Genomic DNA, 24,438 nt, shown 5'->3' with positions numbered 1-24,438 from the left:
CGTCAAAGGGCCAGGCGCACATCGTCGCGCACCAGGCGTTCGTATTGGGAGGCGGGCAGCGGTTGACTGAACAGGTAACCCTGGAGTTGGTCGCAACCCAGTTGGCGCAGGTAATGCATCTGCTCGCGATTTTCCACACCTTCGGCCACGATTTCCTGTCGCAATTGTTTCCCCATGGTCACGATGGCCTGTGCGATGGCGCAGTCATTGGGCTGGTGGGGTACGCCAATGACGAAGGATCGGTCGATCTTGAGGGTGGTGATGGGAAAGCGTTTGAGGTAGGCCAGGCTGGAGTAACCGGTGCCGAAATCGTCCAGCGCAATCCCCAGCCCCATGGCGGCCAGCTCGTTCATGATGTGAATGACCTCGTCGGGGTTGCGCACCATGAGGCTTTCGGTGATTTCGAGCTTGAGGTGCTGCGGCGAGATCCGGAAGCTGTCGAGCAGCCGCTCGATGCGTTTGGGCAAGTGGCGGTCAAACTGCCGGGCCGAGAGGTTGATGGCCAGCGGCGGCATGTCGAGGCCGGTGGAGCGCCATAGCATGATCTGGCGGCAAGCTTCGGCAAGTACCCATTCACCGAGTTCGAGGATGAGGCTGGTGTCTTCGGCCAAGGGGATGAAATGCCCGGGGGTGAGCAGGCCGTGGCGCGGGTGGTTCCATCGCAGCAAGGCTTCGGCGCCCACGATGCGGCCGTTGCGCAGGCTGACCTTGGGTTGATGGAACAGTTCCAACTGGCCGTGCGCGATGGCCTGACGCAGCTCGCCTTCGAGACGGAAGCGCTCGGTGGCTTTCTGATTCATGTCCTCGCTGAAGAAGACGATGGGTGCGTCATGGCCCGTGCCGGCGCGCTGGCAGGCGATTTCGGCATAGCGCAGCAGCCCGGCCGTCTCCATGCCGTTGCCCGGGTACAGCGCAATGCCGATCGATGCCGGGGCATCCAGCTCGTGACCTTGCACCGGCAGGGTACGGCCGAGCTGAGTCAGCAGCTTCTGCGCCACTACTGCGGCGTGTTCTGGCTGGCGCATGTTGATGAGGGTGATGGCCAGTTTGTCGTGGCCAAGGCGTGCCAGGATGTCCTGCTCGCGCAGGCCATCCTGGAGCCGGCGTGCGGCCTGCGCGATGTATTCGTCCCCGACGTCGTGCCCGAAGGTGTCATACACCCAGCTGAGCCGATGCAGATGCAGAACCAGCACCGCACCACACTCGCCGCTGCGTTTGGCCTGAGCCAGGGCTTGCGTCATGAGCTGACCGAGAAGCAGCCGGTTGGGCAGGTTGGTGACATGATCGAAGTTGGCCAACCTTTGCAGCCGTTGCTCGGTTTCTTGGTGATGGCTGATGTCAGAAAAGATGGAAAAGGCGTGTGTGACTTGGCCCTGCTCGTTGCGCACCGCGCTGATACAGACGGATTGCGGGAACACCTCCCCGTTTTTGCGCCGGCCCATGATTTCGCCAATCCACAGGCCTGCTCCTTTCATGGCTGCCTGCACTTGGGCGCGGAATTCTGCGTCGTGGCGGCCGGAACGCAGCAAATCCGGGGTGCGCCCGATTGCTTCTTCAGCGCTGTAACCGGTGATTTCGGTGAAAGCCCGGTTGACCATCACGATGTGGCCGCTCTCATCGGTCACCAGCACACCTTGGGAGCTGTCCTCAATGATGTGGACATACAGGCGCAAGCGGTCTTGCAGTGGGATGTCAAGGCTGAGCGGGTCGTAGCGGGCGCACAGCGCCACCGGTGTGCCGGCGGCATTGCGCTCCACGCTCAGCGTCAGGCGGGCTTTGGCGGCCTGTCCGTCCTTGGTGCGGCGATACACGATGGTGGAAATGGCCTCGGCCCCGTCGCCCAGGCTCCCGAGCTCGGCCAGATCCTCGCCTTCTTGCAAGTTGAGGAACAGCAAGTGCTGACCCAACACCTCATCGGCCGAGTAGCCGAAAAAGCGGGCTGCGGCATCGTTCCAGCCGGTGATGAAGCCAGCCAGGTCGAGCCGCACGCACGGCTGGGACGCAGCGGTTTCGGAGGATTCAGTGGCCCGTGCCATGGTTGGTCTGGTTTCGACTCAGCTGCCAGGCCCATGCACAGGCGTCGATCACCACCCCTTGCGCGGTGGACGCACTCACTGGAAAGCAGCCCCAGCTCGATGCGATGCGCTGCGGGTCGGCCGCTTCCAGCGTTTCCCATGCCTGCAGGAGCTGCCCCAGAGGCCCGTGGCGTTCGAGCACTGCGGCACGCAGTGTCTCGGTGAGCTGCAGGGGCCGCAACACTTCGGCCAGCGGGCGGCCGAACAGCACGCCCAGCAGCGAGAACATGCCGACGATGAAGGCCTGATCCTGTTCGGACTTGTCGTGTCCGATGGCCTGGGCCAGCAGTTCCATGCCGCGCGCCCGTAGCGAGACGTGGGTCATCAGCAAGGCGCCGCGTGCATCGTCGTCGCGGGCAGTGAACAGCAGCAGGTTGAGCCAACGCTTGAGCGGCTGACGGCCTACCAGCAGGATGGCTTGGCGGAAGCTGGTGATTTCGCGTCTGGCGCCAAAGGCCACCGAGTTGACCAGCCGCAGCAATTGGTAGGAGAGTTGCGCATCCTGCCGGAATACTTCCTCGATGTCGTGGGTATCGGCGTCGGCCGAGACCAGTTGCAGCAGTTGGAACGCCCGTTGCCGCGAGGCCGCTTGTGCGCCAGCGACTGCGGCGGCTGGGGCGTTCAAATACCAAGGGCCAGCCGTCCAAGCGCCAGGCTCCGTTGGGCTGGAGGAAGCCAATGTCACGTTGGCCTCATTGAGGAGGCGGCAGCCGGCTGTGGCCAGGGTGTCCACATCTTCAGCCGGTGTTTCATTGCGCAAAGCGAAACAGGCTGCGTGGACGGTCAGTTGCTGCCACGCATCAGCGTGTGGCCCGGTGGCGAGAGCGGCCGTCGGCCAGCGCCACAACAGGCCGGCCAGACGGCCCTCAGGTTCAGTCAGCAATTGCGCCACGGCGAATCCGGGGCGGTCGGCAGGCGTGGCAGGACTCATGCGCAGTGGGGTGGTGGGGATGTGTCATCGTACCGCAGGCGTTGGGCCATGCCTACAATGACCGCAACATCGGACCTTGCATGCAGACCACCTCTTCATCTGCCTCAGACGATGCCCGCTGCGATCCTGGCATCCGTGCCGTGGCCTGGCCGCTGTACGTGGACCTGGACGGCACGCTGGTGCGCAGCGATACGCTGCACGAGTCCTTGCTGCTGTTGATCCGACGCCGCCCATGGATGGTGCTGCATGTGCTGGCGTGGCTGTTCAAAGGCAAGGCGTATTTCAAGCGCCGCTTGGCCGAGTGGGTGGTGCCAGACCCGCGGGATCTTCCCTATCACCCGGCGTTTCTGGATTGGCTGCGCCAGCAGCATGCCTTGGGCCGTCCGCTGGTGTTGGCCACCGCAGCGGACCGGCGCATTGCCGAAGCGGTGGCCGAGCACCTGGGGCTGTTTTCCGCGGTGCTGGCCACCAACCAGCCAGAGGCGGGGGCGGTCAATCTGAGCCGGCAAGGCAAGCGCGATGCGATTCGGCGCCACGCGCAGGCCCAGGGCTGGGCGGCTTTTGCCTATGCGGGCAACAGCCGGGATGACTTGCCGGTGTGGCAGGCGGCACAGGAGGCGGTGGCGGTGGATGCGCCGTCCGGTGTGCTGCGTGATTTGCGTCAGTGTCATCCCCAGCCGCAAGTGTTCACGAGCCAGCCGGCCACCTGGCGCACCTGGCTGGAAGCGGCTCGGCTCACGCAATGGGCCAAAAATGCTTTGCTGTTCGTGCCGTTGCTGGCGGCTCACGGGTGGGCGCTGCAGGCCTGGGCGCAGGTGTGGCTGGGTTTTGTGGCCTTCGGCTTGTGCGCTTCGGCCACGTATCTCGTCAATGATTTGCTGGATCTGCCCAACGATCGCCGGCATCCGCACAAGCGTCGTCGGCCGCTGGCTGCCGGGCGCCTCAGTATTGCGCCGGCCGTGGGGGCGTCGGGGGTGTTGCTCGGCGCGGGGCTGTTGCTGGGGGGCTGGCTGTCGCTGACATTCCTGGCGCTGTTGCTGGGGTATACCGCCATCACACTCGCGTATTCGCTCTATCTCAAGCGCATCGCGCTGCTGGATGTGCTCATTCTCTCCGGGCTGTACACCTGGCGTTTGGTGGCCGGCGCGGTGGTGGCCGGGGTGGAGCTCTCGAACTGGTTGCTGGCGATGTCGCTGTTCCTGTTTTTGGGGCTGGCGCTGGTCAAGCGCTGTGCCGAACTGGAAAAGCTGCTGCTGGACACCGATCGCCATCAGGCGCCTGGGCGCGGCTACCACCAGGATGATCTGCCCGCGCTGCGGGCCTTGGGTATCACCAGCAGCCTGGTGGCCGTGGTGGTGCTGGCCTTGTACATCGGCAGCGCCCAGGCCCAGGACCTGTATGCGCGCCCGCAATGGCTGTGGGCGGCGGTGCCGCTGCTGCTGTGGTGGGTCATGCGGCTGTGGTTCAAGACCGGGCGGGGCGAGCTGCAGGGCGAAGACCCGCTGCAGTTTGCCCTGCGTGACCGTTTCAGCTGGGGCGTGCTGCTGGGGCTGGGGGTGTTGGGGGCTTGGGCCTCATGGGGGTGAGCATGGCTGGCCGGATCGCGCTGTGGGGTCAGGATGCGTGACATGGGCCCGCAGACGCCGATGAGGGCCTGGGCCCATGCGCCGCAGGACGTGGCCGCCGCGCGCCGGGTGTTCGTCTGGACGTTTGCGCTGACGCTGCTGGTCAAGATCGCGCTGGCCGCGGGTTTCCCCCTGACGGGGGACGAAGCCTTTTTCTATCAGTGGGGGGTGTATCCCGCTTGGGGCTATTCGGACCATCCCCCCATGATTGGCTGGTGGTTGGCGGTGTTGCGGCTGCTGGGGGATCATCCGCTGGCGCTGCGGCTGGCCACGCTGTCGGTGACCAGCCTGATCGCCCTGGGGCTGGTGGACGCGCTTCGGCGTTACCTGCCGGCTTCTCATGAAGCCGCGGCCTGGTGGGCCGGTGCCGTGTATCTGGCCATGCCGTGGTCGTGGATGTTCGTGCTCGTGACCACGGATACCCCGCTGGTGCTGTTCATGGCGCTATCGGCTTGGGCGTTTTTGCGTGCCGAGGCCCAAGCGGATCGGGGCCTCGGTTGGTACGCGCTGGCCGGGGTGTTTGTGGGGCTGGCCTTCCTATCCAAATACTTTGCGGCGCTGCTCGGTCTGGCCTATGCGGTGTACATCTTGCTGTGGCGGCGGCAACGGTGGTGGGCACTGCCGTGGATGTTCCTGTTTGCGCTGCCTTGCATCGCGCTGAACCTGTGGTTCAACGCCACGCATGGCTGGCCGAACATCCGCTTCAACTTCATCAACCGGCATGACCCTCACGGTGGCTGGCAATGGCAGTCGCTGGTGGTGTATCTGCTGATGATGACGTATCTGTTCACGCCCTGGCTGCTTGGGCATGTCCATCGCCGCCCCGCCCCTGGCGGTGACGAGCGGATGGGCCGGGTGCTGGCGGTGTTGTGGGGTTTTCCGGCGCTGTTGTTTGCCGTGTTGGCCATGCGCCGGGAGGTGGGTCTGCACTGGGTGCTGGGCTTTGTGCCTTTCTTCGTGGCCTGGGTGGCGATGCGGCTGCCTCTGCCTCGCTGGCGCACGGCATGGCGGTGGACCGTGGCGCTGTCCGTGCCGCATGGGCTGGCCGTGGTGGCGATCGTTGCGGCGCCTTTGAGTGTGTGGCAAGGCAGCCGCTGGTATGAGAAAGTGGTGTTTCTGCGCCATGCCCCCGCCGTCCTGGCCGAACTGAATCGCGGCCGCGCACCAGAAGTTCGCCTGATGGCCGAAGCCTACAGCCCGGCGGCCATTCTGGGGTATTACGACGGCCATTACGTGCCGGTGTATGGCGTGGGCCGGCATCATGCCCGGCAGGACGACTTGCAGGTGGATTTCCGGGCATGGGACGGTGCCCGGGTGCGCGTGTTCATGCGGCAGCCGGTGGATTTGGCCGCGCACGCGCCGTATTTCGAGCGGGTCTCGGCGCACCGTTTCGAGGTGCACGGCGTGACCTACCACTGGCTCGACGGCGAAGGCTTTCGGTACCAGGCCTACCGGGACGGTGTGCTGGCCGAGGCGGCCCGGCGCTTCCAGCATGTGCCGTCGTGGCTGCCGGTGCTCGGCCACCCGTTCTGCGAGCGCTACGGGTTGGCCGATTGCGCGCGGGCGCCGTGACCCCCGGTCAGGGGGCGGGCGTGAGGGTGGCGACGGGTTCTGGGGCCAGCAGGGTGCCGTCGCGCAGCCCGCGCCAGGTGGCCAGGCACAGGCCCACGACCACCAGAGACGTCAGGGCCAGCAGCCCCAGCCCCAAGGTCTGATACCCGGCCAGGCCCGTGACGCTGCCCAGTTGCAGGGTGAGCACGGTCAAGGCCGCCAGCGGAAACGACAAGGCCCAGAAAGGGATGCCGAAGGGCTGGCTGGCGATGCGCCGCGCTTGCGCGCCCACCCACAGGGCGGCAAACAAGGCCATGCCCCACAAAGCGCTCACCACGGGCAGCGGGGCGTTCCAGCGCAGCAGTGCAATGCCCACCACGGCCGGTGGCGCCACGGTGATGGCCCAGGCCGGCAGCAGCCGATCCGGCAGCGGTCCGTGGGCGATGCGCCGCGCCAGCACCAGGCTCAACACCACCGGCCAGAAAAGCAGGCCGATGCCGAACTGGGCCGCAGCCCAAAGTCCGTGCCCCAGCCCGATGCCCGCCAGGGGTGCTACCACGTTGCCGACCACCGGGATGAACAACACGGGCGTGACCGATGGCCACAGCCCTGGGGCGGGCGTGCCTGCCGCCGCTCCGTCAGCCGGCGCCAGCCAGCGGCCCAACACCCACAGCGTGGCCCACCATTGCAGCAAGCTGCCCGCCCACCACAGGCCGCGCACCCCCCAGCCGGACAGGCCCAGCGCATGCGCCAACGTGGCCAGCAACAGCAGCGACACCGGCACCGTGGCCACGAAGGCGTGACGCACGGGGTGCCTGAGGTCGTCGGCCAGTGCCGCCGGGTGGCGCTGCCAGCGCCACAACGAAGCCAGTGCCAGCACGCCAAACGCCCCTGCCGCCAGGGCCCCAATGACCAGCGCCACCCCATTGGCCAACTCGCCCAGCCAAGGGGCTGCGGCATGCCAGGCCAGCGCCAGGCCGCACAGCCCCATCACCAGGGCGAACCAGCCGGGCATGAGGAACTTCAGCGGGGCGGGGGCGGCGGTGGGCATAGGGGGTGGCGGTGGGGTCAGTTGCAGCAGTTGGCCTTGCTTTCAGGCACGCCGAGCTTTTTCAGGATGATGGCCAGCGGGCAGAAGTTGGTGAAGCCAAACTGGAACAGGTTCAGCCCCACGAACGCCGTGAACGCCAGGAACCAGGGGCTGACGAACAGCGGGCTGCCTTCGACGCCCAGCGCCAGCGACACCATGATGAACAGGCCGGCAAACACACGGATATAACGCTCGACAGTCATTTTCACACTCCTTTGGAACAATCAATCAAGGGGACACAACCGGGGGGACACATCGGACAACCCTCACACCGCCGCCGCGGCGCCCAAGTGACGCTGGCGGTAGACGGCGTAGTACAGCACCGGGATCACCACCAGCGTCAGCAGGGTGGAGACGGCGATGCCGAAGATCAGCGAAATCGCCAGGCCATTGAAGATCGGGTCGTCGAGGATGAAGAAGGCGCCCATCATGGCGGCGATGCCGGTCAGCGCGATGGGCTGCGCGCGCACCGCGGCCGACTGCACCACGGCGTCGGCAAAGGGCACGCCCTTGGCCGTTTCCAGCTCGATGAAGTCCACCAGCAGGATGGAGTTGCGCACGATGATGCCGGCCAGCGCGATCATGCCGATCATGCTGGTGGCGGTGAACTGCGCGCCCAACAGCGCATGGCCTGGCATGACGCCGATGATGGTCAGCGGGATCGGGGCCATGATGATCAGCGGCGTGAGGTAGCTGCGGAACTGCGCCACCACCAGCAGGTAGATCAGGATCAGGCCGACCGCGTAAGCGGCGCCCATGTCGCGGAAGGTCTCGTAGGTGATCTGCCACTCGCCGTCCCACTTGAGGGCGTACTGGCGGTACGGGTCGCTGGGCTGGCGGATCCAGTACTCGCCCAGCTCGCCCGTCTCGGGCAGCGTGGCTTCGCCAAGGCGGCTGCGGATGCCGAACAGGCCGTACAGCGGCGAGTCCAGCTTGCCGGCCATGTCGCCCAGCACATACGTGACGGGCAGCAGGTTCTTGGTGAATACGGGCTGATCGATCACACCCCGCTCCACCCGCACCAGTTCGGACAGCGGCACCATGCGCCCATTGGCGGCTTGCAGGGGCAGGGCCAGCACCTGCTCCAGGCCGTTTTGGGCTTCGCGCGGCAATTGCAGCCGCACCGGCACCGGGTATTTGGCCTGGCCGTCGTGCAGGTAGGCGGCGTCGCTGCCCGACAGCGCGGTGTAGACCGTCTGTGCCACCACTTGCGCCGGGATGCCCAGGGATTCGGCCCGCGCGCGCTGGATGCGCAGGAACACGCGGGGGGCGTCTTCCTTGAGCGTGGTGTCGATGCCGACGATGTCGGGCGTCTCGGCGAAGGCCTGGGCCACGCGGCGCGCGAGTTCGGCGCGGCCGGCGGCATCGGGGCCGTAAATTTCGGCGACGATGGGCGCCAGCACCGGCGGGCCGGGGGGCACTTCCACCACCTTGATGCGACCGCCGTGCGCGGTGGCGATGTCCTCCAGCGCCGGGCGCAGCCGCTGGGCGATGGCGTGGCTCTTTTCCTTGCGCTGGCCTGCGCCCACGAGGTTGACTTGCAGGTCGCCCTGTTCGGCGTCGGCCCGCAGGTAGTATTGCCGCACCAGCCCGTTGAAGGTGATGGGGCTGGCCGTGCCGGCATAGCCTTGCACGTCGGCCACCTCGGGCTGTTGGGCCAGGTAGGCGGTCATGTCCTGCAGGGCCGCGGCCGTGCTTTCGAGGGAACTGCCGGCGGGCATTTCCAGCACCACCTGGAACTCGCTCTTGTTGTCGAACGGCAGCATCTTGAGCACCACCGCCTGAATGGCGGCCAACCCCACCGAGAGGAAGAGCGCAGCCAGCACGCCGGCCAGCATCAGCCAGCGCTTGCGGGCGCTGTGCAGGAAAGGCGTGAGCACGCGGGTGAAGAAGCGCTGCAGGCCGCTGGTGAGCTTGCTGGGGCCGTGATGGGCGTGCTCGCCCGTCTTCGTGAGTTTGAGCGCGAGCCAGGGGGTCACGGTGAAGGCAATGGCCAGCGAGATCGCCATGCCCATGCTGGCGTTGATCGGGATCGGGCTCATGTACGGGCCCATCAGGCCGCTGACGAAAGCCATGGGCAGCAGCGCCGCGATCACGGTGAAGGTGGCCAGGATGGTGGGGCCGCCCACTTCATCGACCGCGCGCGGGATGATCACCGACAGCGGCTCATCGGGCGTGAGCTGGCGGTGTCGGTGGATGTTTTCGACCACCACGATGGCATCGTCCACCAAAATGCCGATGGAAAAGATGAGCGCGAACAGCGACACCCGGTTGAGCGTGAAGCCCCAGGCCCAGGAGGCGAACAGCGTGGCCGTCAGCGTCAGGATCACCGCCGCGCCGACGATGACGGCCTCGCGCCGGCCCAGCGCCAGCCCCACCAGCAGAATCACCGAGCCGGTGGCAAACGCCAGCTTCTTGATCAGGGTGTTGGCCTTGTCGGCGGCGGTCTGCCCGTAGTCACGGGTGATGGTGACTTGCACGTCGTCGGGGATGACGGTGTTGCGCAGTTCCTCCAGCCGTGCACGGGCGGCGGCGGCCACGTCCACGGCGTTTTCGCCCGGTTTCTTGGTGACGGTCACCGTCACGGCGGGGTAGGCCTGACCCGCTTGCGCGCCCGCGACGGCGTCGGCGGCCGGGCCGGGGGTGAACCACACGTAGCGTTGCGGCAGGCGGGCCCCGGCGTCTACCCGCGCCACTTCGCGCAGGTACACCGGGCGGCCTTGGTGCACGCCCACCACGATGTCGCCCACGTCGTCGGCGGTGCGCAGGAACTCGCCCGTTTCCACGGTCAGCATGTCGGCCCCGTCGCCAAAGGGGTTGACCACGGTGCCCGAGGGCATGGCCTGGTTGGCCGCGGCGATGGCCTGATGCAGGGCCTGCACCGACACGCCGCGCTCGCGCAGGCGCGCCGGCTCCAGCCAGACGTGCACGGCCTGACCGGGCCCGCCGATGGTCTGCACCTCGCGCGTGCCCGGCACGCGCTTGAGTTCCGTCTCGATCGAATGCGCCACCCGCTCCAGCTCGTGGGCGCTGGCGGTGTCTGTGGACCACAGGGTGGCGGCCAGCACCGGCACGTCGTCGATGCCTTTGGGCTTGACGATCGGGGGCAGCACGCCCAGGCCCGGCGGCAGCCAGTCCTGGTTGGCATTGAGCACGTCATACAGCCGCACCAGGGCTTCGGTCCGTGGCACCCCGACTTGGAACTGCACCGTCAGCACCGCCACGCCGGGGCGCGATACGGAGTAGGTGTGCTCGATGCCGTGGATTTGCGACAGCACCTGCTCGGCCGGTTGCGCCACCATCTTCGCCACATCGGCGCTGGAGGCGCCGGGGAAGGGGATGATGACGTTGGCCATCGTCACGTTGATCTGTGGCTCTTCCTCGCGCGGGGTGACCAGCACGGCGAACAGACCCAGCAGCAACGCCACCAGCGCCAGCAGCGGGGTGATGGCGTTGGCCTGGAAGGCGCGGGCCACCGCGCCAGAGAAACCGAGGCGTTCGGCCTGGGGTGGGGTGGGCGTGGTCATGGCGCCTCCTTCACCGGGCCGCCTGGGCACCCGCCAGCCCGGCGCGCACCGGGTCCAGAGCCACGCGGTCGCCAGCCTTCACGCCGGTGAGCACCTCCACGCCCGCGTCGCCATGGTGGGCGCCCAGCCGCACGGCCCGCAGCACGAAGCCGTTGGGGCCGGCCACATACACGGCCGTCAATTCACCACGGCGCAGCACCGCCGATGCGGGCACCACCAGCCGTTGCTGGTCGCCGGCCACGAAGCGCACACGGGTCTGCTGCCCGGGAACGACCCGTTCGGCATGTTCCGGCGCCAGGTCCAGCCGCCATTCCACCGTTTGCGACACCGGGTCGGCGGCCGGCAGGCGGGTCTGCCGCACCGGCGCCACCCACTGCGTGCCTTGCGGATCGGGCAGCTCCACCTCCACCCGGCGGGCCTGCTGGGCCAAATGCGCCCGGGAGGCCGGCACATGCACCACGGCGCGCAGCGGCTGCGGCGCATACACCGTGAGCACCGGCACGCCGGGGGCGGCCAGATCACCCGCTTCGGCGTGGGTGGCGAGCACGTAGCCGTCGTAGGGCGCGGTCAGGCGGGTGAAGCCTTGGGCCAGCGCCGATTGCGACTCTCCCGCGCGGGCCTGGGTGGCCGCGGCCTTGGCTTGCGCCACGCCGGCTTCGGCGGCGCGGTGGCGCGCTTCGGCCATGTCCAGCGCGGCTTGGGCCACGAAGTTCTGGGCCCGCAGCTCGCGGGTGCGCTGCAGATGGGCCTGGGCATCGCGCAGCTCCACCTCCGCCTGGGCGATGGCGGCTTCGGCCTGGGCCACGCCGGCGCGGGCCTGGGCCACGCCGGCTTGCGTGAGGCGGTCGTCGATCACCGCCAGCACCTGGCCGGCGCGCACCCGGTCGCCGGCTTTCACGTGCAGTTCCAGAATGCGGCCGCTGGCCTGGGCCGACAGCGTGCTTTGCTTGACGGCCTGCAGGGTGCCGTCGAGCGTGAGCCCTTCGCCCACCAGGCGCAGGGTCACTTCGGCCACGGGGACTTGCGGCGCCTGCGCCCAGGCGCCCGACAGGGCGAGGCTGGCCAGCCCGGCGGCCAGCCAAAACGCCCAACGGCGACGCGCCTGCCCAGTGGGCGAGGCCATCCATGCAGAAGTGGAAACGGTTGATGCGGACATGGCGATACTCTCCATGCCCGCGAGTATAGCAACATACCCCCTGGAGTACAAGGGGTGATTCAATCGCTCAGGCTGGGTCTATCTGGAACGGCACCCGCTGGGCCACGGCGCACAGCAGCTCGTAGCTGATGGTGCCGGCCGCGTGCGCCACTTCATCGACGGGCAGCACGGTGCCGTGGGCGCTTCGGCCCCAAAGCACCACTTCATCGCCCGGGCGGCAGGGCCCGGTGGCCGCCTCCACCGGGCCGAGGTCCACCGCCAGCATGTCCATGCTCACGCGGCCGACCAGCCGCGTGCGCACGCCGCGCACGAGCACCGGCGCCCCGTGCGTCTGGCCTCCCGGCGCATGCCGGGGGTATCCGTCGGCATAGCCGCAGGCCACGATGCCGACGCGCATGTCCTGCGCGGCGGTGTAGGTGGAGCCGTAGCCCACGGTTTCGCCGGCCGGCACGTGCTGCACGGCGATGAGTTCGCTGGACAGGGTCATGGTGGGTTGCAAGCCCCAGTCGGCGGCCGAATGGGCAGGATGGTCGGGCGCGCTGCCATACAGCGCGATGCCGGCGCGCACCCAATCGGCGGCCAGCGCCGGGGCGGCGTCGTCATCGCCCAGCCGCAGCGCCAGCGCGTGCCGCAAGGTGGCGGCGCTGTTGCACAGGCTGCGCTCGCCGGGCAGGTCCCGGCTGGCGCGCACGAACGCTTCGACCTGATACAGCACGCCTTCGCGCCCTTGGCGCAGGCCATCGGCGTCGCTGAAGTGCGTCATCAGGGTGATTTCTTCCACCTGCGGCAGGGCATTGAGGCGGGTCCAGGCGGCCCGGAACGCCTCCGGGCGAAAGCCAAGCCGGTTCATGCCGGAGTTCATTTTGAGGAACACCCGGTGCGGCTGGTGCGTTTTGTGAGCAGCCAGCCAGTCGATCTGTTCTTCCCGGTGCACCACGTGCCACAGGTTCAGGCGTGAGCACAGCTCCAGGTCGCGCGGCTCGAACGTGCCTTCCAGCAGCAGGATGGGGCCGCGCCAGTCCAGCGCCCGCAGGCGCTCGGCCTCGGCCAGATCCAGCAGGGCGAAGCCGTCGGCGGCCCGCAGGGCGTCGAACACCCGCTCGATGCCGTGGCCGTAGGCGTTGGCCTTGACGACGGCCCATACCTGGGCGTCACCTGCGGCCTGTCGGGCGCGGGCCAGGTTGTGACGCAAAGCAGCCGGATGGACGGTGGCGAGGATGGGACGCGGCATGATGGCAAGAATGGGGGGTGGCAGACCGGGTGGCTGTGGGGCAGCCCGCGCGCTGGCAAATGCCCGACGCGCATCGGGAACTGTTGCACAAAACCGGGCTGGCGGCGCCATGAAGCACCGCAAATCATGTCGCTGAAGCGCGATTTCTGGACGGCGCGCCGGGCCGGCGGCCTCAGGCGGCCGGACTGGTGGCCTCCTCGGCCACGGCCGTCAGCGCTTCGTCCAGCACTTCGATCCAGTGGCGCACCGGCGTGTCGGTGCCCGACTGCAGGTGGGTGATGCAGCCGATATTGGCCGACACGATGACGGCCGGCTCCAGTTCGCGCAGGTGTCCGAGCTTGCGATCGCGCAGCTGCCGCGCCAGATCGGGCTGGAGCACCGAATACGTGCCGGCCGAGCCGCAGCACAAGTGCGATTCGTTGCGGGCCATCTGCACCTCAAACCCCAATGCGGCCAGGCATTGCTCCACCCCGCCGCGCAGGCGTTGGCCGTGCTGCAGCGTGCAGGGCGGATGGAAGGCCAGGCGCGGCCCCGGGGAGGCAGGGCGGCGGTGCGTCAGCAAGCGGCGCAGGGCAGGGAGCAGATCGGGCAGCAGTTCGCTGAGGTCGCGCGTCAGTTCGCTGACGCGCCGTGCCTTGTCGGCATACGCGGGATCGTGTCGCAGCAGGTGCCCGTATTCCTTGACCGTGACGCCACAGCCCGAGGCGTTCATCACGATGGCTTCCACCGGCTCGGGGGCATCTGGGCGCACCCAAGGCCACCAGGCGTCGATGTTGGCCCGCATGTGTGTGAGCCCGCCGCTCTGATCATTCAGGTGAAAGCGCACGGCCCCGCAGCAGCCGGCCTGAGGCACCCGGATGACCTGCACGCCCGCGGCATCGAGCACCCGGGCGGTGGCGGTGTTGATGTTGGGCATCATGGCGGGCTGCACGCAGCCTTCGAGCATCAACACGCGCCGGGCATGGGCGCGGGTGGGCCAATGGCCGGCCTCCTGTCGCGCCGGCACTTTGTCGCGCAGGGTCTCGGGCAGCAGGCCGCGCACGTGCTGCCCCAGTTTCATGGCCGGAGCGAACAGCGGCGAGGTCAGCCCCTCTTTCAGCACCCAGCGCCAGGCGCGCTCGGTCAGCGGCCGCTCCACCCGGGCTTCCACCACCTTGCGGCCGATGTCCACCAGATGGCCATACTCCACCCCGCTGGGGCAGGTGGATTCGCAGTTGCGGCAGGTCAGGCAGCGGTCGAGGTGTTGCTGCGTGGCGCGCGTGGGGGTGGCGCCTTCGAGCACCTGCTTGATCAGGTAGATGCGGCCACGCGGGCCGTCGAGCTCGTCGCCGAGCAATTGGTAGGTCGGGCAGGTGGAGGTGCAAAAGCCGCAATGCACGCATTTGCGCAGGATGGCTTCGGCGGTGCGCCCGTCGGGCGTGCCTTGGTACTCGGGCGAGAGTTGGGTCTGCATGGCGTGGCGGGGGGCTCAGGCCTGGGCGGTCCAGGGCAGGGGGGTAAAGACGTGGTCGGGGTCGAAAGCGGTTTTGAGCCGCTGATGCAAGGTGTGCAGCGGCCGTGGCAGCGGCGCATGGCGCGGCAGGGCCGCCGCGCCGGTGGCCGGCGGCCGGAACAGCGTCGCGTGGCCGCCGGCCCGCTCGGCCAAACTTTGCAGGGCGGTGCTTTCCGCCACCGGCGCCCACACCCATCGCAGCCCGCCGTGCCATTCGATCAGCGTCGGCCCGGGCAAGTCGAGCGGCGGGTGGGTCGGCGCCACCGACAAGCGCCACAATGCCCACTGCGCGGAGGCGGGATGGGCAAAAAAGTCCAGGCTCTGCTCGCGGCAGCGTTCCCACCCATCCCAGGTCTCGAGCCGCTGCCCCCCCGCTTCGCGCAGCAGCCGTTCGCAGGCCGATTCGACCGCCGCCCGGGCGCCGCGCAGGCGTAGGTACAGGCCAGGGGCGTGCGGAGCGTCCGAGGGCGAAGCCTGCCACAGGCTGGCCTGCAGCGGCAGTGGCTGCCCCCGCCAGCGGGCCAGGTGTCGCAGGGCCTCGGCCTGGGGCATGTCGAAGCGCAGGGTGGCGTCGGCCGGTGGCACTGGTAGCACTTTGAGGGAGACTTGGGCCATCACCCCCAGCGTGCCCAGGCTGCCGGCCAGCAGGCGGCTGACGTCATAGCCGGCCACGTTCTTCATCACCTGTCCGCCAAATTCCAAGTACTCGCCGCGTCCGTTGACCAGGTGCACGCCCAGCACGAAATCGCGCACCGCGCCGACGCTGGCGCGCGCCGGGCCGCTGAGGCCCGCGGCCACCACCCCGCCGATCGTGGCGGGCCCGAAGCGGGGCGGCTCGAACGCCAGGTGCTGACCGTGCTCGGCCAAGGCGGCTTCGATCTCGGTCAGCGGGGTGCCGGCACGGGCCGTCAGCACCAGTTCGGTGGGCTCATAGGCCACGATGCCGCGGTGTGTCCGGGTATCGAGCCTGTCGGCGCCAGCCGCTGCGGTGCCCAGAAAGGCTTTGGTGCCGCCCCCCTGGATGCAGAGTTGGCGTCGCTCCCGGCGGGCGAGTTGGATCTGCTCGATCCAGTCGGCCACGGCAGGCGCCAAGGGGCGTTGAGTGGATGGGGAGGTGGTGGGCGCGGTGGTTTGCGGCATGGTCGCCATCGTATCGGCGCCCTCAGGGCTTTGGCGTGAATTTTTTTAACACGCCATTTCAGTCCCAATACACCGCCGTCGGCAGCCCCGGGGTGTCCACCGCCAGGGCGAACACCCCGCCGCAGCGCGGGTAGCGGACCAGCTCCGTCTCGCTGCGGTGGGCGCGGGCGGTGGTCAGGAACAGGGTGCGCATGTCGGCGCCGCCAAAACACAGGCCGCTGGGTTGCAGGGCCGGCACCGGGATGTCGCTCAGCCACTGGCCTTGGGCGTCGAGGCAGACCACGCGGCCCGCATCGGCCAGCGCCACCCAATAGCGGCCCTGCTGGTCCATGGCGCCGCTGCTGGGCTTGCCAGGCAGCGGCAGGTTCGCGCCCGGGCGTGGGCGGTCGAATCGGGCCAGCGTGATCGGCATGCCCAGCTCAGGCGGCCAGCGCCCCGGGTTGCCCAGCACGGCTTCTTCGATCACGTGCCCATCCGGGTGGCACCAGACGACGCGGCGCCCATCGGGCGAGCAGGCCCAGCCCTGGATGTCTGGCACCCCGCGGCGCACGGCCAGCAGGGCCGGGCGGGGCGTGGTGCGCGGCGGCAGACAGTGCAGAGTGCCTTGACCCGGGCGGCCCGAGGCCGGTGGCGTGCCCTGCTGTAGCCAGAAGCGTCCCCAGGGGTCGCAGCGGCCGCCGCGAAGGATCGAGCCCGCGGGGGCGCCGGCCGGCGCGTCGGCCAGGGGCATAGGCGTGTCGCCCCAGGCGGCGGCGTGCCACAGGCCCTGGCCCATCACCAGCAGCAGGCCGCCGCTGCGGCAGGGGGCCATGCCGGTGACGGGCTGCGGCAGATCCCAGTGTTCCGTGTGGCCGCTGGGCTGATGCCAACGCCAGATGCGGCGCAGCGGCACGTCGATCCAATACAGCCGCTCCTCGCGCATGTGCCAGAAAGGCGCCTCGCCCGAGGCGCTGAGTATCTCGCCGACGGGTTGCCAGGGGGGAGGGGGCGGGGTGCTCATCGACAGGCTCATGCAGGAGGGTGGCTTGGCTACACTAGCCGGATGCTGTGGGTCAAATCATTCCATATTGTCTTTATCGCCAGTTGGTTTGCTGGGCTTTTTTATCTGCCGCGCATTTTCGTCAATCTGGCGATGGTGGCGCCGGGCAGCGTGGCGGAGCGCCAGCGCCTGCTGCTCATGGCCCGCAAGCTGCTGCGCTTCATGACGCTGCTGGCCATCCCGGCGCTCGCGCTGGGATTGTGGCTGTGGCTGGGCTATGGCATCGGGCGCGGGCCGGGCAATGGGTGGATGCATGCCAAGCTGCTGGTCGTGCTGCTGCTGCTGGGCTATCACCACGCTTGCGCCCGCCTGCTGCGCGCCTTCGAGGCCGACCGCAACACCCGCTCCCACGTTTGGTTCCGCTGGTTCAATGAGGTTCCCGTGGTGCTGATGGTGGTGGCCGTCGTGCTGGTGGTCGTCAAGCCGTTCTGAAGCCACCGGTCGCCCCCTCCGAGGCATGAGGCCCTTGCCTGCCCCCTCGCCTGTCGCTGCGCCGCCTGCCCAGCGCTGGTCGCTGGCCTGGCCGTTGTCGCTGGCGTACCTGGCGCTGGTGGTCTATGCCAGCCTGTATCCGTTCACCGGCTGGCGCTCGCAGGGCATCCGGCCTTGGTCTTTCCTGTGGGCACCCTGGCCGCAGTATTGGACCACCTTCGACGTGGTCAGCAATTTGCTGGGCTACATGCCGCTGGGCTGGCTGATCACGCTGGCGGTGGCCCGCACCGGGCGGGGGGAGGGCGCCTGGCTGGCGGGCATGGCGTTGCCCAGTATGGTCTCTTTCTCCATGGAGGCCACGCAGAGCTATCTGTTGCAGCGGGTGCCCTCGCAGGTGGACTGGATGCTCAACACCGCCGGGGGAGTGCTCGGGGCCACGCTGGCCCTGCTCATGCTGCGCTGGCGCTGGTTTGGGCCCTGGACCGCGTTTCGGGAGGCCGCGCTGGTGCCCAGAACCCACGGCGGCGTGCTGGTGCTGGGCTTGTGGCCGTTGGCCTTGCTCTATCCGACATCGGTGCCGTATGGACTGGGGCAGGTCTGGTCGCGGCTGGAAGCGGCGCTGTTGCGGCTGACGCAAGACTCCATCCTGGAGGGCTGGGTGCCGCAGCCGGGCTTGACGGCGCCCCTGAGCCCGCTGACCGAAGCGGTGGTGGTGGCGCTGTGTGTGTGGGCCCCGATGCTGTTGGCATTCGCGCTCTTGCGGGGGCGGCTGCATCGCCTGGTGTTCATGCTGTTGTCGGTGCCGGTGGTGCTGGGGGCCGAGGTGCTGTCGGCCAGCCTCACGTATGGCCCCGGCCACGCCTGGGCCTGGTTCACGCCGCCGGTGGCCTTGGGGTTGACTTTCGCCGCGGCCATGACCGCCTTCAGCCTGGCCATTGGGCACCGCGCCGCGGCCGTGCTCTCGCTGCTGGCTTGGAGTTTCGCGCTGGGCGTGCTCAACCGCGCGCCCGAAGTGCCGTATTTCGCCCAGACGTTGCAAATCTGGGAGCAGGGGCGCTTCATTCATTTCCATGGGCTGTCGCAATGGCTGGGGTGGTTGTGGCCCTACGCCGCCATGGGGGTGGGGCTGCGTCTGACCCTGCGCCGCCCATCGCCCTTCTACAATCGACACCCATGAACGACGCCCCCGCCCCCGCCGGCTACTACCAGCGCCACATCTTTTTCTGTGTCAATCAGCGCGCCAACGGCGAAGCGTGCTGCGCCGATCACCGCGCGCAGGCGGCTTTCGAGCACTGCAAGGCCCAGGTCAAGACGCTGGGGTTGGCCGGGCCTGGGCGGGTTCGTGTCAACAAGGCCGGCTGCCTGGACCGCTGCGCCGCCGGTCCGGTCGCCGTGGTCTATCCGGAAGGGGTTTGGTACACCTATGTCGATGCATCCGACATCGACGAAATCGTCCAGAGCCACCTCAAGGACGGTGTCGTCGTCGAGCGATTGCTCGTGCCGCCCGGGGTCGGTCGTTGATGCCCGAGGCGCGCGGATCTACTGTGAACGCCCACACTGAAACCTTGCTGATCGACGGCCCGGCGGGCATGCTCGAAGTGGCGCTCGACCGCCCCGCCGAGCCCCGTGCGGGTGCGGGCGTGGCGCTCATTGCCCATCCCCACCCGCTCTACGGGGGCACCCTGCACAACAAAGTGGTGCAGACCCTGGCGCGGGCCCATGTCCAGTGTGGCTGGACCGCAGTGCGGTTCAACTTCCGCGGCGTTGGCCGCAGCGAGGGCGTGTATGACGAAGGCCGTGGCGAGACGCTGGATTGGCTGGCCGTCCTCGAACGCCTGGCTCCGCAGGGGCCGTTGGCCGTCGCCGGTTTTTCCTTCGGCGCCTTCGTCACGGCCGAGGCGCTGCGGCATCTGCCGGCTGGGCGCGCGCCGTCTTCCGTGGTCCTGGTAGGCGCGGCGGCCAGCCGGTTCGCCTTGCCGCCGCTGGCCGAGGAACTTCACGAGCGGGCGCTGGTCATCCACGGCGAGCAGGACGACACCGTCGCCCTGTCTGCCGTCATGGACTGGGCGCGCCCCCAATCCTTGCCGGTGACGGTTGTTCCTGGGGTCGAGCATTTCTTTCACGGGCGTCTGCCCCTGCTGCGCGCGCTGGTGCAAAGGCATCTGCGCGCCTGTGACGGTGCGGGTCTCTGATTTGCCGCCCGATACCGCCTTCTGTTCCCTGCCCATGGTTTTGCTTGCTTTGAAACGGATCGTTCAAGTGTTTGCTGCTTTTGCCTCTGCCTGCTCCCGTTCCCGCCTGTTCTGGGCATGGCTGCTGATTCTGGTTTGGCCGGCCACCGTGCTGGCCCGCCTGCCCGAGCCCCCCGAGGTGGCGGCTCGCGCCTACCTGTTGCTGGACGTGACTACCAACCAGGTGCTGGCCGCTCGCGACCCAGACATGGAAGTCGAGCCGGCCTCGCTGACCAAACTCATGACCGCCTATCTGGTGTTCGATGCCCTGCGTGCCCGGCGCATCACGCTGGAGCAGACCTTCCCCGTGAGCGAGCGCGCCTGGCGCATGCCCGGCTCGCGCATGTTCATCGAGCCGCGCATGCAGGTGCCGGTGGAAGACCTGCTCAAAGGCATGATCGTGCAGTCTGGCAACGACGCCACCGTCGCGCTGGCCGAAGGGGTGGCCGGTTCGGTGGAGCGTTTCGTCGAGCTGATGAACCAGCAGGCCCGGGCCCTGGGCATGACCCGCACCCGCTACATGAACCCTGAAGGCCTGACCGCCCCGGGGCATGTCACCACCGCCCGCGACCTGTCCATTCTGGCTTCACGTCTGATCAAGGACTTCCCCGAGTACGTGCCGTATTACGCCATCCAGCGCTACCGCTACCCGGGCACGCCAGCGGCCAATGACATGAACCGCAACCTGCTGCTGTTCCGCGACCCCACGGTCGACGGCCTCAAGACCGGCTACACCGCCGCTGCCGGGTACTGCCTGGTGGCGACCGCGCGGCGCCAGTTCAGCGGCCTGGGCGAAGGGGCGGCTGGCGAGCGACGACTGCTCAGCATCGTGCTCGGGGCGGCCAGCGAAAACGCCCGCGCCGCCGAAAGCCAGAAACTCCTGAACTGGGGCTTTTCCGCTTACGAGGCGGTGCGCCTGTTCGCGCCGGGGCAGCCTGTGGCCGAGCCGCCGGTGTGGAAAGGTCAGGCCGCCACCGTCAAGCTCGGGCGGCCCGAGGGGGTGGTGGTCTCCGTGCCGGCCGGCCAGGCGGCCCACTTGCGCACCGAGGTGCTGCGCACCGATCCGCTCGTGGCCCCCTTGCTCAAAGACCAGCCCTTGGGCACCCTGCGCATCACCACCGCCAGCGGCGAAGCCGTGACCGAGGTGCCGCTGTTCGTGCTGGAGACGGTGCGCGAAGCCGGCTTCTTCGGGCGCCTCTGGGGCGCGATTCGCCTCTGGCTGCGCTGACCCTCGCTCGCCAGGCGCGGCAGGCCGCGCAAACATCTTGCGGCGCAAGCCCTGCCGTGCTACAGTAGAGGGCTTTTCGGAATTTTCCGAAGGGTTTTGTATTTCTTGTTCAAACGTTTAGGGACGTTTCAATGCCAACCATCAACCAACTCGTGCGCCACGGCCGGGTGGTCGAAAAGACCAAATCCAAAAGCCCGGCCATGGAAAACTGCCCCCAGCGCCGTGGCGTGTGCACCCGCGTGTACACCACGACGCCCAAGAAGCCGAACTCCGCGCTGCGTAAAGTCGCCAAGGTGCGCCTGACCAACGGGTTCGAAGTCATTTCCTACATCGGCGGTGAAGGCCACAACCTGCAAGAGCACAGCGTCGTGCTGGTGCGCGGCGGTCGTGTCAAGGACTTGCCGGGTGTGCGCTACCACATCGTGCGCGGCTCGCTGGACCTGCAGGGCGTCAAAGACCGCAAGCAGGCCCGCTCCAAGTACGGCGCCAAGCGTCCCAAGAAGGCCTGATCGGTCGTCTTCGTCTTGTCGTGCCGGCGGTCGTCATGCCGCCTACACACATCGGTGCTTGAATGCCCTGCTGGCAGGCGCTCAAGCGTAGTGACCCTCAGCGCACATCGCGTGCGTGGGTCGAGTAAGTGAGAGTCGGGTATGGCTCTCGGGGTGCCGCCGGAAGCGGTGCCAACTGAAGCAAACAGAGGTTTCAAATGCCACGTCGTCGCGAAGTCCCTAAACGTGAAATCCTGCCGGATCCCAAGTACGGCAATGTCGAGCTCTCCAAGTTCATGAACGTGATCATGGAGGGCGGCAAGAAGGCGGTTGCCGAGCGCATCATCTACGGCGCGCTCGAAACCATGGAGAAGAAAACCGGCAAGGATCCGCTGGAACTCTTCACCACCGCCATCAACAACGTCAAGCCGCTGGTGGAAGTCAAGTCCCGCCGTGTCGGTGGCGCCAACTACCAGGTGCCGGTGGAAGTGCGTCCGGTGCGCCGCCAGGCGCTGGCCATGCGCTGGATCAAGCAGGCCGCCCGCAAGCGCAGCGAAAAATCCATGGCGCTGCGCCTGGCCAACGAACTGCTGGAAGCCACCGAAGGTCGTGGCGGCGCCATGAAGCGCCGTGACGAAGTGCACCGCATGGCCGAGGCCAACAAGGCCTTCAGCCACTTCCGCTTCTAAGCCGCGCCTATCGCGTCGCAAGCCCGCTGCACTCTCACAAGGGGTGGCGGGCTTTGCCTGTATTTTTCGGAGAAACTTTTCATGGCACGTACCACGCCCATCGAGCGCTACCGCAACATCGGTATCTCGGCCCACATCGACGCCGGCAAGACCACCACCACCGAGCGCATCCTGTTCTACACCGGTGTGAACCACAAGATCGGTGAGGTGCACGACGGTGCCGCCACCATGGACTGGATGGAGCAGGAGCAAGAGCGCGGCATCACTATCACCTCCGCCGCGACCACCTGCTACTGGCGCGGCATGGATCTCAACTTCCCCGAGCACCGCTTCAACATCATCGACACCCCGGGCCACGTGGACTTCACCATCGAGGTGGAGCGCTCCATGCGCGTGCTCGACGGCGCCTGCATGGTGTACTGCGCCGTGGGTGGCGTGCAGCCCCAGTCCGAAACCGTGTGGCGCCAGGCCAACAAGTACAAGGTGCCCCGTCTGGCCTTCGTCAACAAGATGGACCGCACCGGCGCCAACTTCTTCAAGGTCTACGAGCAAATCAAGACCCGCCTCAAGGGCAACCCCGTGCCCATCGTCATCCCCATTGGCGCTGAAGACAACTTCCAGGGCGTGGTGGACCTCATCAAGATGAAGTCCATCATTTGGGACGAAGCCTCCCAAGGCATGAAGTTCGAATACCGCGACATCCCCGCCGACCTGCAAGCCCAGGCCCAGGAGTGGCGCGAGAAGATGGTCGAGGCGGCGGCCGAGGCCTCCGAGGAACTGATGAACAAGTACCTCGAAAGCGGCGAACTGTCCGAGGAAGAAATCATCGCTGGTCTGCGTCAGCGCACCATCGCCGTGGAAATCCAGCCCATGCTCTGCGGCACCGCCTTCAAGAACAAGGGCGTGCAGCGCATGCTGGATGCCGTGATCCAGTTCCTGCCCTCGCCGGTGGACATCCCGCCGGTGGCCGGCACCGACGACAACGAGCAGCCCGCCAGCCGCAAAGCCGACGACGAGGAAAAACTCTCTGCGTTGGCCTTCAAGCTGATGAGCGACCCCTTCGTCGGCCAGCTCACCTTCGTGCGTGTGTACTCGGGCGTGCTGCGCAAGGGCGACACGGTGCTCAACTCGGTCAAGGGCAAAAAGGAGCGCATCGGCCGTATCGTGCAGATGCACGCCAACAACCGCCAGGAAGTGGAAGAAATTCGCGCCGGTGACATCGCTGCCTGCGTGGGCCTGAAAGAAGTGACCACCGGCGAAACCCTGTGCGACGCTGCCGCCCCGATCGTGCTGGAGCGCATGGTGTTCCCCGAGCCCGTGATTGCCCAGGCCGTCGAGCCCAAGGCCAAGTCCGACCAGGAAAAGATGGGCATCGCCTTGTCGCGCCTGGCTGCCGAGGATCCCTCGCTGCGCGTCAAGACCGACGAAGAGTCTGGCCAGACCATCATCGCCGGCATGGGCGAGCTGCACCTGGAGATCATCGTCGATCGCATGAAGCGCGAGTTCGGCGTGGAAGCCAACGTCGGCAAGCCGCAGGTGGCCTACCGCGAAACCATCCGCGGCACCGTCGAAGAGGCCGAAGGCAAGTTCGTGCGTCAGTCCGGCGGTAAGGGCCAGTACGGCCACGTGGTGTTCAAGATCGAACCCAACGAGCCGGGCAAAGGGTTCGAGTTCATCGATGCCATCAAGGGTGGCGTGGTGCCGCGCGAGTACATCCCCGCTGTGCAAAAGGGCGTGGAAGAGGCGCTGAACACCGGCGTGCTGGCCGGCTACCCTGTGGTGGACGTCAAGGTCACGCTGCACTTCGGTTCGTACCACGACGTGGACTCCTCCGAACAGGCCTTCAAGATGGCTGCCATCTTCGGCTTCAAGGAAGGCTGCAAGAAAGCCAACCCGGTCATCCTCGAGCCCATGATGGCCGTGGAAGTCGAGACGCCGGAAGACTACGCCGGTACCGTGATGGGTGACCTGTCCTCCCGTCGTGGCATGGTGCAAGGCATGGACGATCTGCCTGGCGGCGGCAAAGCCATCAAGGCCGAGGTGCCGCTGTCCGAAATGTTCGGCTACGCCACCACGCTGCGTTCCATGACGCAAGGCCGCGCCACCTACACCATGGAGTTCAAGCACTACAGCGAAGCCCCGCGCAACGTGGCCGAAGCCATCATCGCGGCGCGCGCCAAGTAATTGAGTCCACCCCTGCGCGGCTTCGCCGCTTCCCCTCTAGGGGACGCTGCCTTTGGGCCGGCAAAGCCGGACCCTTGGCAGCCCTGGAAGGGAAGAGGGTGGTGCGCGGGGCATGTCTTGTCTTCGGCGCCGCTGTCTGCGGTGAGCCGGCTGCCCGTGGCGGGCTCGTGCCGGAGACGTTAAACCCACACGGGCTTTGTTCTTTACACAGAGGTATTTGCAATGGCAAAAGAGAAATTCGAGCGGACCAAGCCGCACGTGAACGTGGGCACCATTGGTCACGTGGACCACGGCAAGACGACGCTGACGGCTGCCATCACCACCGTGCT

At 67.6% G+C, this 24,438-nt stretch carries 21 protein-coding genes; 11 read left to right on the top strand and 10 right to left on the bottom strand.

The genetic code is table 11. The features are described from left to right. Window positions 1-2 precede the first annotated feature (2 nt). Both DFR43_RS08555 and DFR43_RS08550 read right to left on the bottom strand, forming a co-directional pair. The gene (locus DFR43_RS08555; protein ID WP_133597680.1) at window positions 3-2,036 is read right to left on the bottom strand and encodes a putative bifunctional diguanylate cyclase/phosphodiesterase; all 2,034 of its coding nucleotides are present in this window, start codon (window positions 2,034-2,036) and stop codon (window positions 3-5) included. Continuing rightward, window positions 2,020-3,006: an EAL and HDOD domain-containing protein gene (locus DFR43_RS08550; RefSeq protein WP_133597678.1), complete on the bottom strand. Its 987-nt coding sequence runs from the start codon at window positions 3,004-3,006 to the stop codon at window positions 2,020-2,022. The genes DFR43_RS08555 and DFR43_RS08550 overlap by 17 nt, the downstream gene beginning before the upstream one ends. An 80-nt stretch (window positions 3,007-3,086) precedes the next feature. On the opposite strand from DFR43_RS08550, the gene DFR43_RS08545 reads away from it, so the two are divergent. Together DFR43_RS08545 and DFR43_RS08540 are read left to right on the top strand one after the other, a co-directional pair. Further along, complete coding sequence (locus DFR43_RS08545; protein WP_133597676.1) at window positions 3,087-4,592, top strand: UbiA family prenyltransferase; 1,506 nt, start codon at window positions 3,087-3,089, stop codon at window positions 4,590-4,592. A gap of 42 nt (window positions 4,593-4,634) precedes the next feature. Then, window positions 4,635-6,203 carry an ArnT family glycosyltransferase gene (locus DFR43_RS08540; protein ID WP_164499719.1) on the top strand — a complete coding sequence of 523 codons (1,569 nt, stop codon included), beginning with the start codon at window positions 4,635-4,637 and terminating at the stop codon, window positions 6,201-6,203. 7 nt (window positions 6,204-6,210) lie between these two features. On the opposite strand, the gene DFR43_RS08535 is transcribed toward DFR43_RS08540, so the two are convergent. From DFR43_RS08535 to DFR43_RS08500, 8 genes are all read right to left on the bottom strand, one after another. Further along, window positions 6,211-7,233 (bottom strand): SLAC1 anion channel family protein, encoded by a 1,023-nt coding sequence (locus tag DFR43_RS08535; RefSeq protein WP_133597672.1) that lies wholly within the window; start codon window positions 7,231-7,233, stop codon window positions 6,211-6,213. Window positions 7,234-7,250: 17 nt separating this feature from the next. Next, on the bottom strand, window positions 7,251-7,475 hold the full coding sequence (locus DFR43_RS08530) for a YgaP family membrane protein (RefSeq protein WP_133597670.1): 225 nt from the start codon (window positions 7,473-7,475) through the stop codon (window positions 7,251-7,253). A gap of 63 nt (window positions 7,476-7,538) precedes the next feature. Beyond that, window positions 7,539-10,799: an efflux RND transporter permease subunit gene (locus DFR43_RS08525; RefSeq protein ID WP_133597668.1), complete on the bottom strand. Its 3,261-nt coding sequence runs from the start codon at window positions 10,797-10,799 to the stop codon at window positions 7,539-7,541. A 10-nt stretch (window positions 10,800-10,809) separates the two neighbouring features. Continuing rightward, on the bottom strand, window positions 10,810-11,955 hold the full coding sequence (locus DFR43_RS08520) for an efflux RND transporter periplasmic adaptor subunit (RefSeq protein ID WP_245988880.1): 1,146 nt from the start codon (window positions 11,953-11,955) through the stop codon (window positions 10,810-10,812). Window positions 11,956-12,022: 67 nt separating this feature from the next. Beyond that, window positions 12,023-13,186: an alanine racemase gene (alr, locus tag DFR43_RS08515; protein WP_133597665.1), complete on the bottom strand. Its 1,164-nt coding sequence runs from the start codon at window positions 13,184-13,186 to the stop codon at window positions 12,023-12,025. A gap of 172 nt (window positions 13,187-13,358) precedes the next feature. Next, complete coding sequence (glcF, locus tag DFR43_RS08510) at window positions 13,359-14,639, bottom strand: glycolate oxidase subunit GlcF (RefSeq protein WP_133597664.1); 1,281 nt, start codon at window positions 14,637-14,639, stop codon at window positions 13,359-13,361. A gap of 15 nt (window positions 14,640-14,654) precedes the next feature. After that, complete coding sequence (gene glcE / locus DFR43_RS08505; RefSeq protein WP_133597661.1) at window positions 14,655-15,818, bottom strand: glycolate oxidase subunit GlcE; 1,164 nt, start codon at window positions 15,816-15,818, stop codon at window positions 14,655-14,657. A gap of 58 nt (window positions 15,819-15,876) precedes the next feature. Further along, window positions 15,877-16,818, bottom strand: coding sequence for an SMP-30/gluconolactonase/LRE family protein (locus tag DFR43_RS08500; RefSeq protein ID WP_164499718.1), 942 nt, complete (start codon window positions 16,816-16,818; stop codon window positions 15,877-15,879). 42 nt (window positions 16,819-16,860) lie between these two features. Between DFR43_RS08500 and DFR43_RS08495 the strand changes: the two genes are divergently transcribed. From DFR43_RS08495 to DFR43_RS08455, 9 genes are all read left to right on the top strand, one after another. Beyond that, window positions 16,861-17,289, top strand: a complete 429-nt coding sequence (locus DFR43_RS08495) for a CopD family protein (protein ID WP_133597657.1) — start codon at window positions 16,861-16,863, stop codon at window positions 17,287-17,289. A 25-nt stretch (window positions 17,290-17,314) separates the two neighbouring features. Next, entirely contained in the window at window positions 17,315-18,466 is a 1,152-nt protein-coding gene (locus DFR43_RS08490; RefSeq protein WP_133597655.1) for a VanZ family protein, read from the top strand. Further along, window positions 18,463-18,810 (top strand): (2Fe-2S) ferredoxin domain-containing protein, encoded by a 348-nt coding sequence (locus DFR43_RS08485; protein ID WP_133597653.1) that lies wholly within the window; start codon window positions 18,463-18,465, stop codon window positions 18,808-18,810. Before DFR43_RS08490 ends, DFR43_RS08485 begins: the two co-directional genes overlap by 4 nt. Window positions 18,811-18,833: 23 nt before the next feature. After that, window positions 18,834-19,481, top strand: a complete 648-nt coding sequence (locus DFR43_RS08480) for an alpha/beta hydrolase (RefSeq protein WP_133597651.1) — start codon at window positions 18,834-18,836, stop codon at window positions 19,479-19,481. A 34-nt stretch (window positions 19,482-19,515) separates the two neighbouring features. Continuing rightward, a complete protein-coding gene (locus DFR43_RS08475; protein WP_133597649.1) occupies window positions 19,516-20,748 on the top strand; it encodes a D-alanyl-D-alanine carboxypeptidase family protein in 1,233 nt (410 codons plus the stop codon). Between the two features lie 131 nt (window positions 20,749-20,879). Further along, window positions 20,880-21,257: a 30S ribosomal protein S12 gene (gene rpsL / locus DFR43_RS08470; RefSeq protein ID WP_133597647.1), complete on the top strand. Its 378-nt coding sequence runs from the start codon at window positions 20,880-20,882 to the stop codon at window positions 21,255-21,257. Between the two features lie 197 nt (window positions 21,258-21,454). Beyond that, window positions 21,455-21,925 (top strand): 30S ribosomal protein S7, encoded by a 471-nt coding sequence (gene rpsG / locus DFR43_RS08465; protein ID WP_133597645.1) that lies wholly within the window; start codon window positions 21,455-21,457, stop codon window positions 21,923-21,925. A gap of 81 nt (window positions 21,926-22,006) precedes the next feature. Next, window positions 22,007-24,109: an elongation factor G gene (fusA, locus tag DFR43_RS08460; RefSeq protein WP_133597644.1), complete on the top strand. Its 2,103-nt coding sequence runs from the start codon at window positions 22,007-22,009 to the stop codon at window positions 24,107-24,109. Between the two features lie 222 nt (window positions 24,110-24,331). Further along, window positions 24,332-24,438: GTP-binding protein (locus DFR43_RS08455; RefSeq protein ID WP_208454991.1), on the top strand; the 107-nt coding region annotated here is incomplete at its 3' end.

Origin of the sequence: Tepidicella xavieri, from assembly GCF_004363315.1 — a bacterium.
Taxonomy (GTDB): domain Bacteria; phylum Pseudomonadota; class Gammaproteobacteria; order Burkholderiales; family Burkholderiaceae_C; genus Tepidicella; species Tepidicella xavieri.
Note: the sequence above shows the minus strand (reverse complement) of the source record. Positions and strands in the feature narration are given on the sequence as shown.

What these genes read in the sequence shown, in the direction of transcription:
- DFR43_RS08555 (WP_133597680.1), bottom strand. Translation starts at nt 2,036, where the DNA reads ATGGCACGGGCCACTGAATCCTCCGAAACCGCTGCGTCCCAGCCGTGC.
- DFR43_RS08550 (WP_133597678.1), bottom strand. Translation starts at nt 3,006, where the DNA reads ATGAGTCCTGCCACGCCTGCCGACCGCCCCGGATTCGCCGTGGCGCAA.
- DFR43_RS08545 (WP_133597676.1), top strand. Translation starts at nt 3,087, where the DNA reads ATGCAGACCACCTCTTCATCTGCCTCAGACGATGCCCGCTGCGATCCT.
- DFR43_RS08540 (WP_164499719.1), top strand. Translation starts at nt 4,635, where the DNA reads ATGGGCCCGCAGACGCCGATGAGGGCCTGGGCCCATGCGCCGCAGGAC.
- DFR43_RS08535 (WP_133597672.1), bottom strand. Translation starts at nt 7,233, where the DNA reads ATGCCCACCGCCGCCCCCGCCCCGCTGAAGTTCCTCATGCCCGGCTGG.
- DFR43_RS08530 (WP_133597670.1), bottom strand. Translation starts at nt 7,475, where the DNA reads ATGACTGTCGAGCGTTATATCCGTGTGTTTGCCGGCCTGTTCATCATG.
- DFR43_RS08525 (WP_133597668.1), bottom strand. Translation starts at nt 10,799, where the DNA reads ATGACCACGCCCACCCCACCCCAGGCCGAACGCCTCGGTTTCTCTGGC.
- DFR43_RS08520 (WP_245988880.1), bottom strand. Translation starts at nt 11,955, where the DNA reads ATGTCCGCATCAACCGTTTCCACTTCTGCATGGATGGCCTCGCCCACT.
- alr (WP_133597665.1), bottom strand. Translation starts at nt 13,186, where the DNA reads ATGCCGCGTCCCATCCTCGCCACCGTCCATCCGGCTGCTTTGCGTCAC.
- glcF (WP_133597664.1), bottom strand. Translation starts at nt 14,639, where the DNA reads ATGCAGACCCAACTCTCGCCCGAGTACCAAGGCACGCCCGACGGGCGC.
- glcE (WP_133597661.1), bottom strand. Translation starts at nt 15,818, where the DNA reads ATGCCGCAAACCACCGCGCCCACCACCTCCCCATCCACTCAACGCCCC.
- DFR43_RS08500 (WP_164499718.1), bottom strand. Translation starts at nt 16,818, where the DNA reads ATGAGCACCCCGCCCCCTCCCCCCTGGCAACCCGTCGGCGAGATACTC.
- DFR43_RS08495 (WP_133597657.1), top strand. Translation starts at nt 16,861, where the DNA reads ATGCTGTGGGTCAAATCATTCCATATTGTCTTTATCGCCAGTTGGTTT.
- DFR43_RS08490 (WP_133597655.1), top strand. Translation starts at nt 17,315, where the DNA reads ATGAGGCCCTTGCCTGCCCCCTCGCCTGTCGCTGCGCCGCCTGCCCAG.
- DFR43_RS08485 (WP_133597653.1), top strand. Translation starts at nt 18,463, where the DNA reads ATGAACGACGCCCCCGCCCCCGCCGGCTACTACCAGCGCCACATCTTT.
- DFR43_RS08475 (WP_133597649.1), top strand. Translation starts at nt 19,516, where the DNA reads ATGGTTTTGCTTGCTTTGAAACGGATCGTTCAAGTGTTTGCTGCTTTT.
- rpsL (WP_133597647.1), top strand. Translation starts at nt 20,880, where the DNA reads ATGCCAACCATCAACCAACTCGTGCGCCACGGCCGGGTGGTCGAAAAG.
- rpsG (WP_133597645.1), top strand. Translation starts at nt 21,455, where the DNA reads ATGCCACGTCGTCGCGAAGTCCCTAAACGTGAAATCCTGCCGGATCCC.
- fusA (WP_133597644.1), top strand. Translation starts at nt 22,007, where the DNA reads ATGGCACGTACCACGCCCATCGAGCGCTACCGCAACATCGGTATCTCG.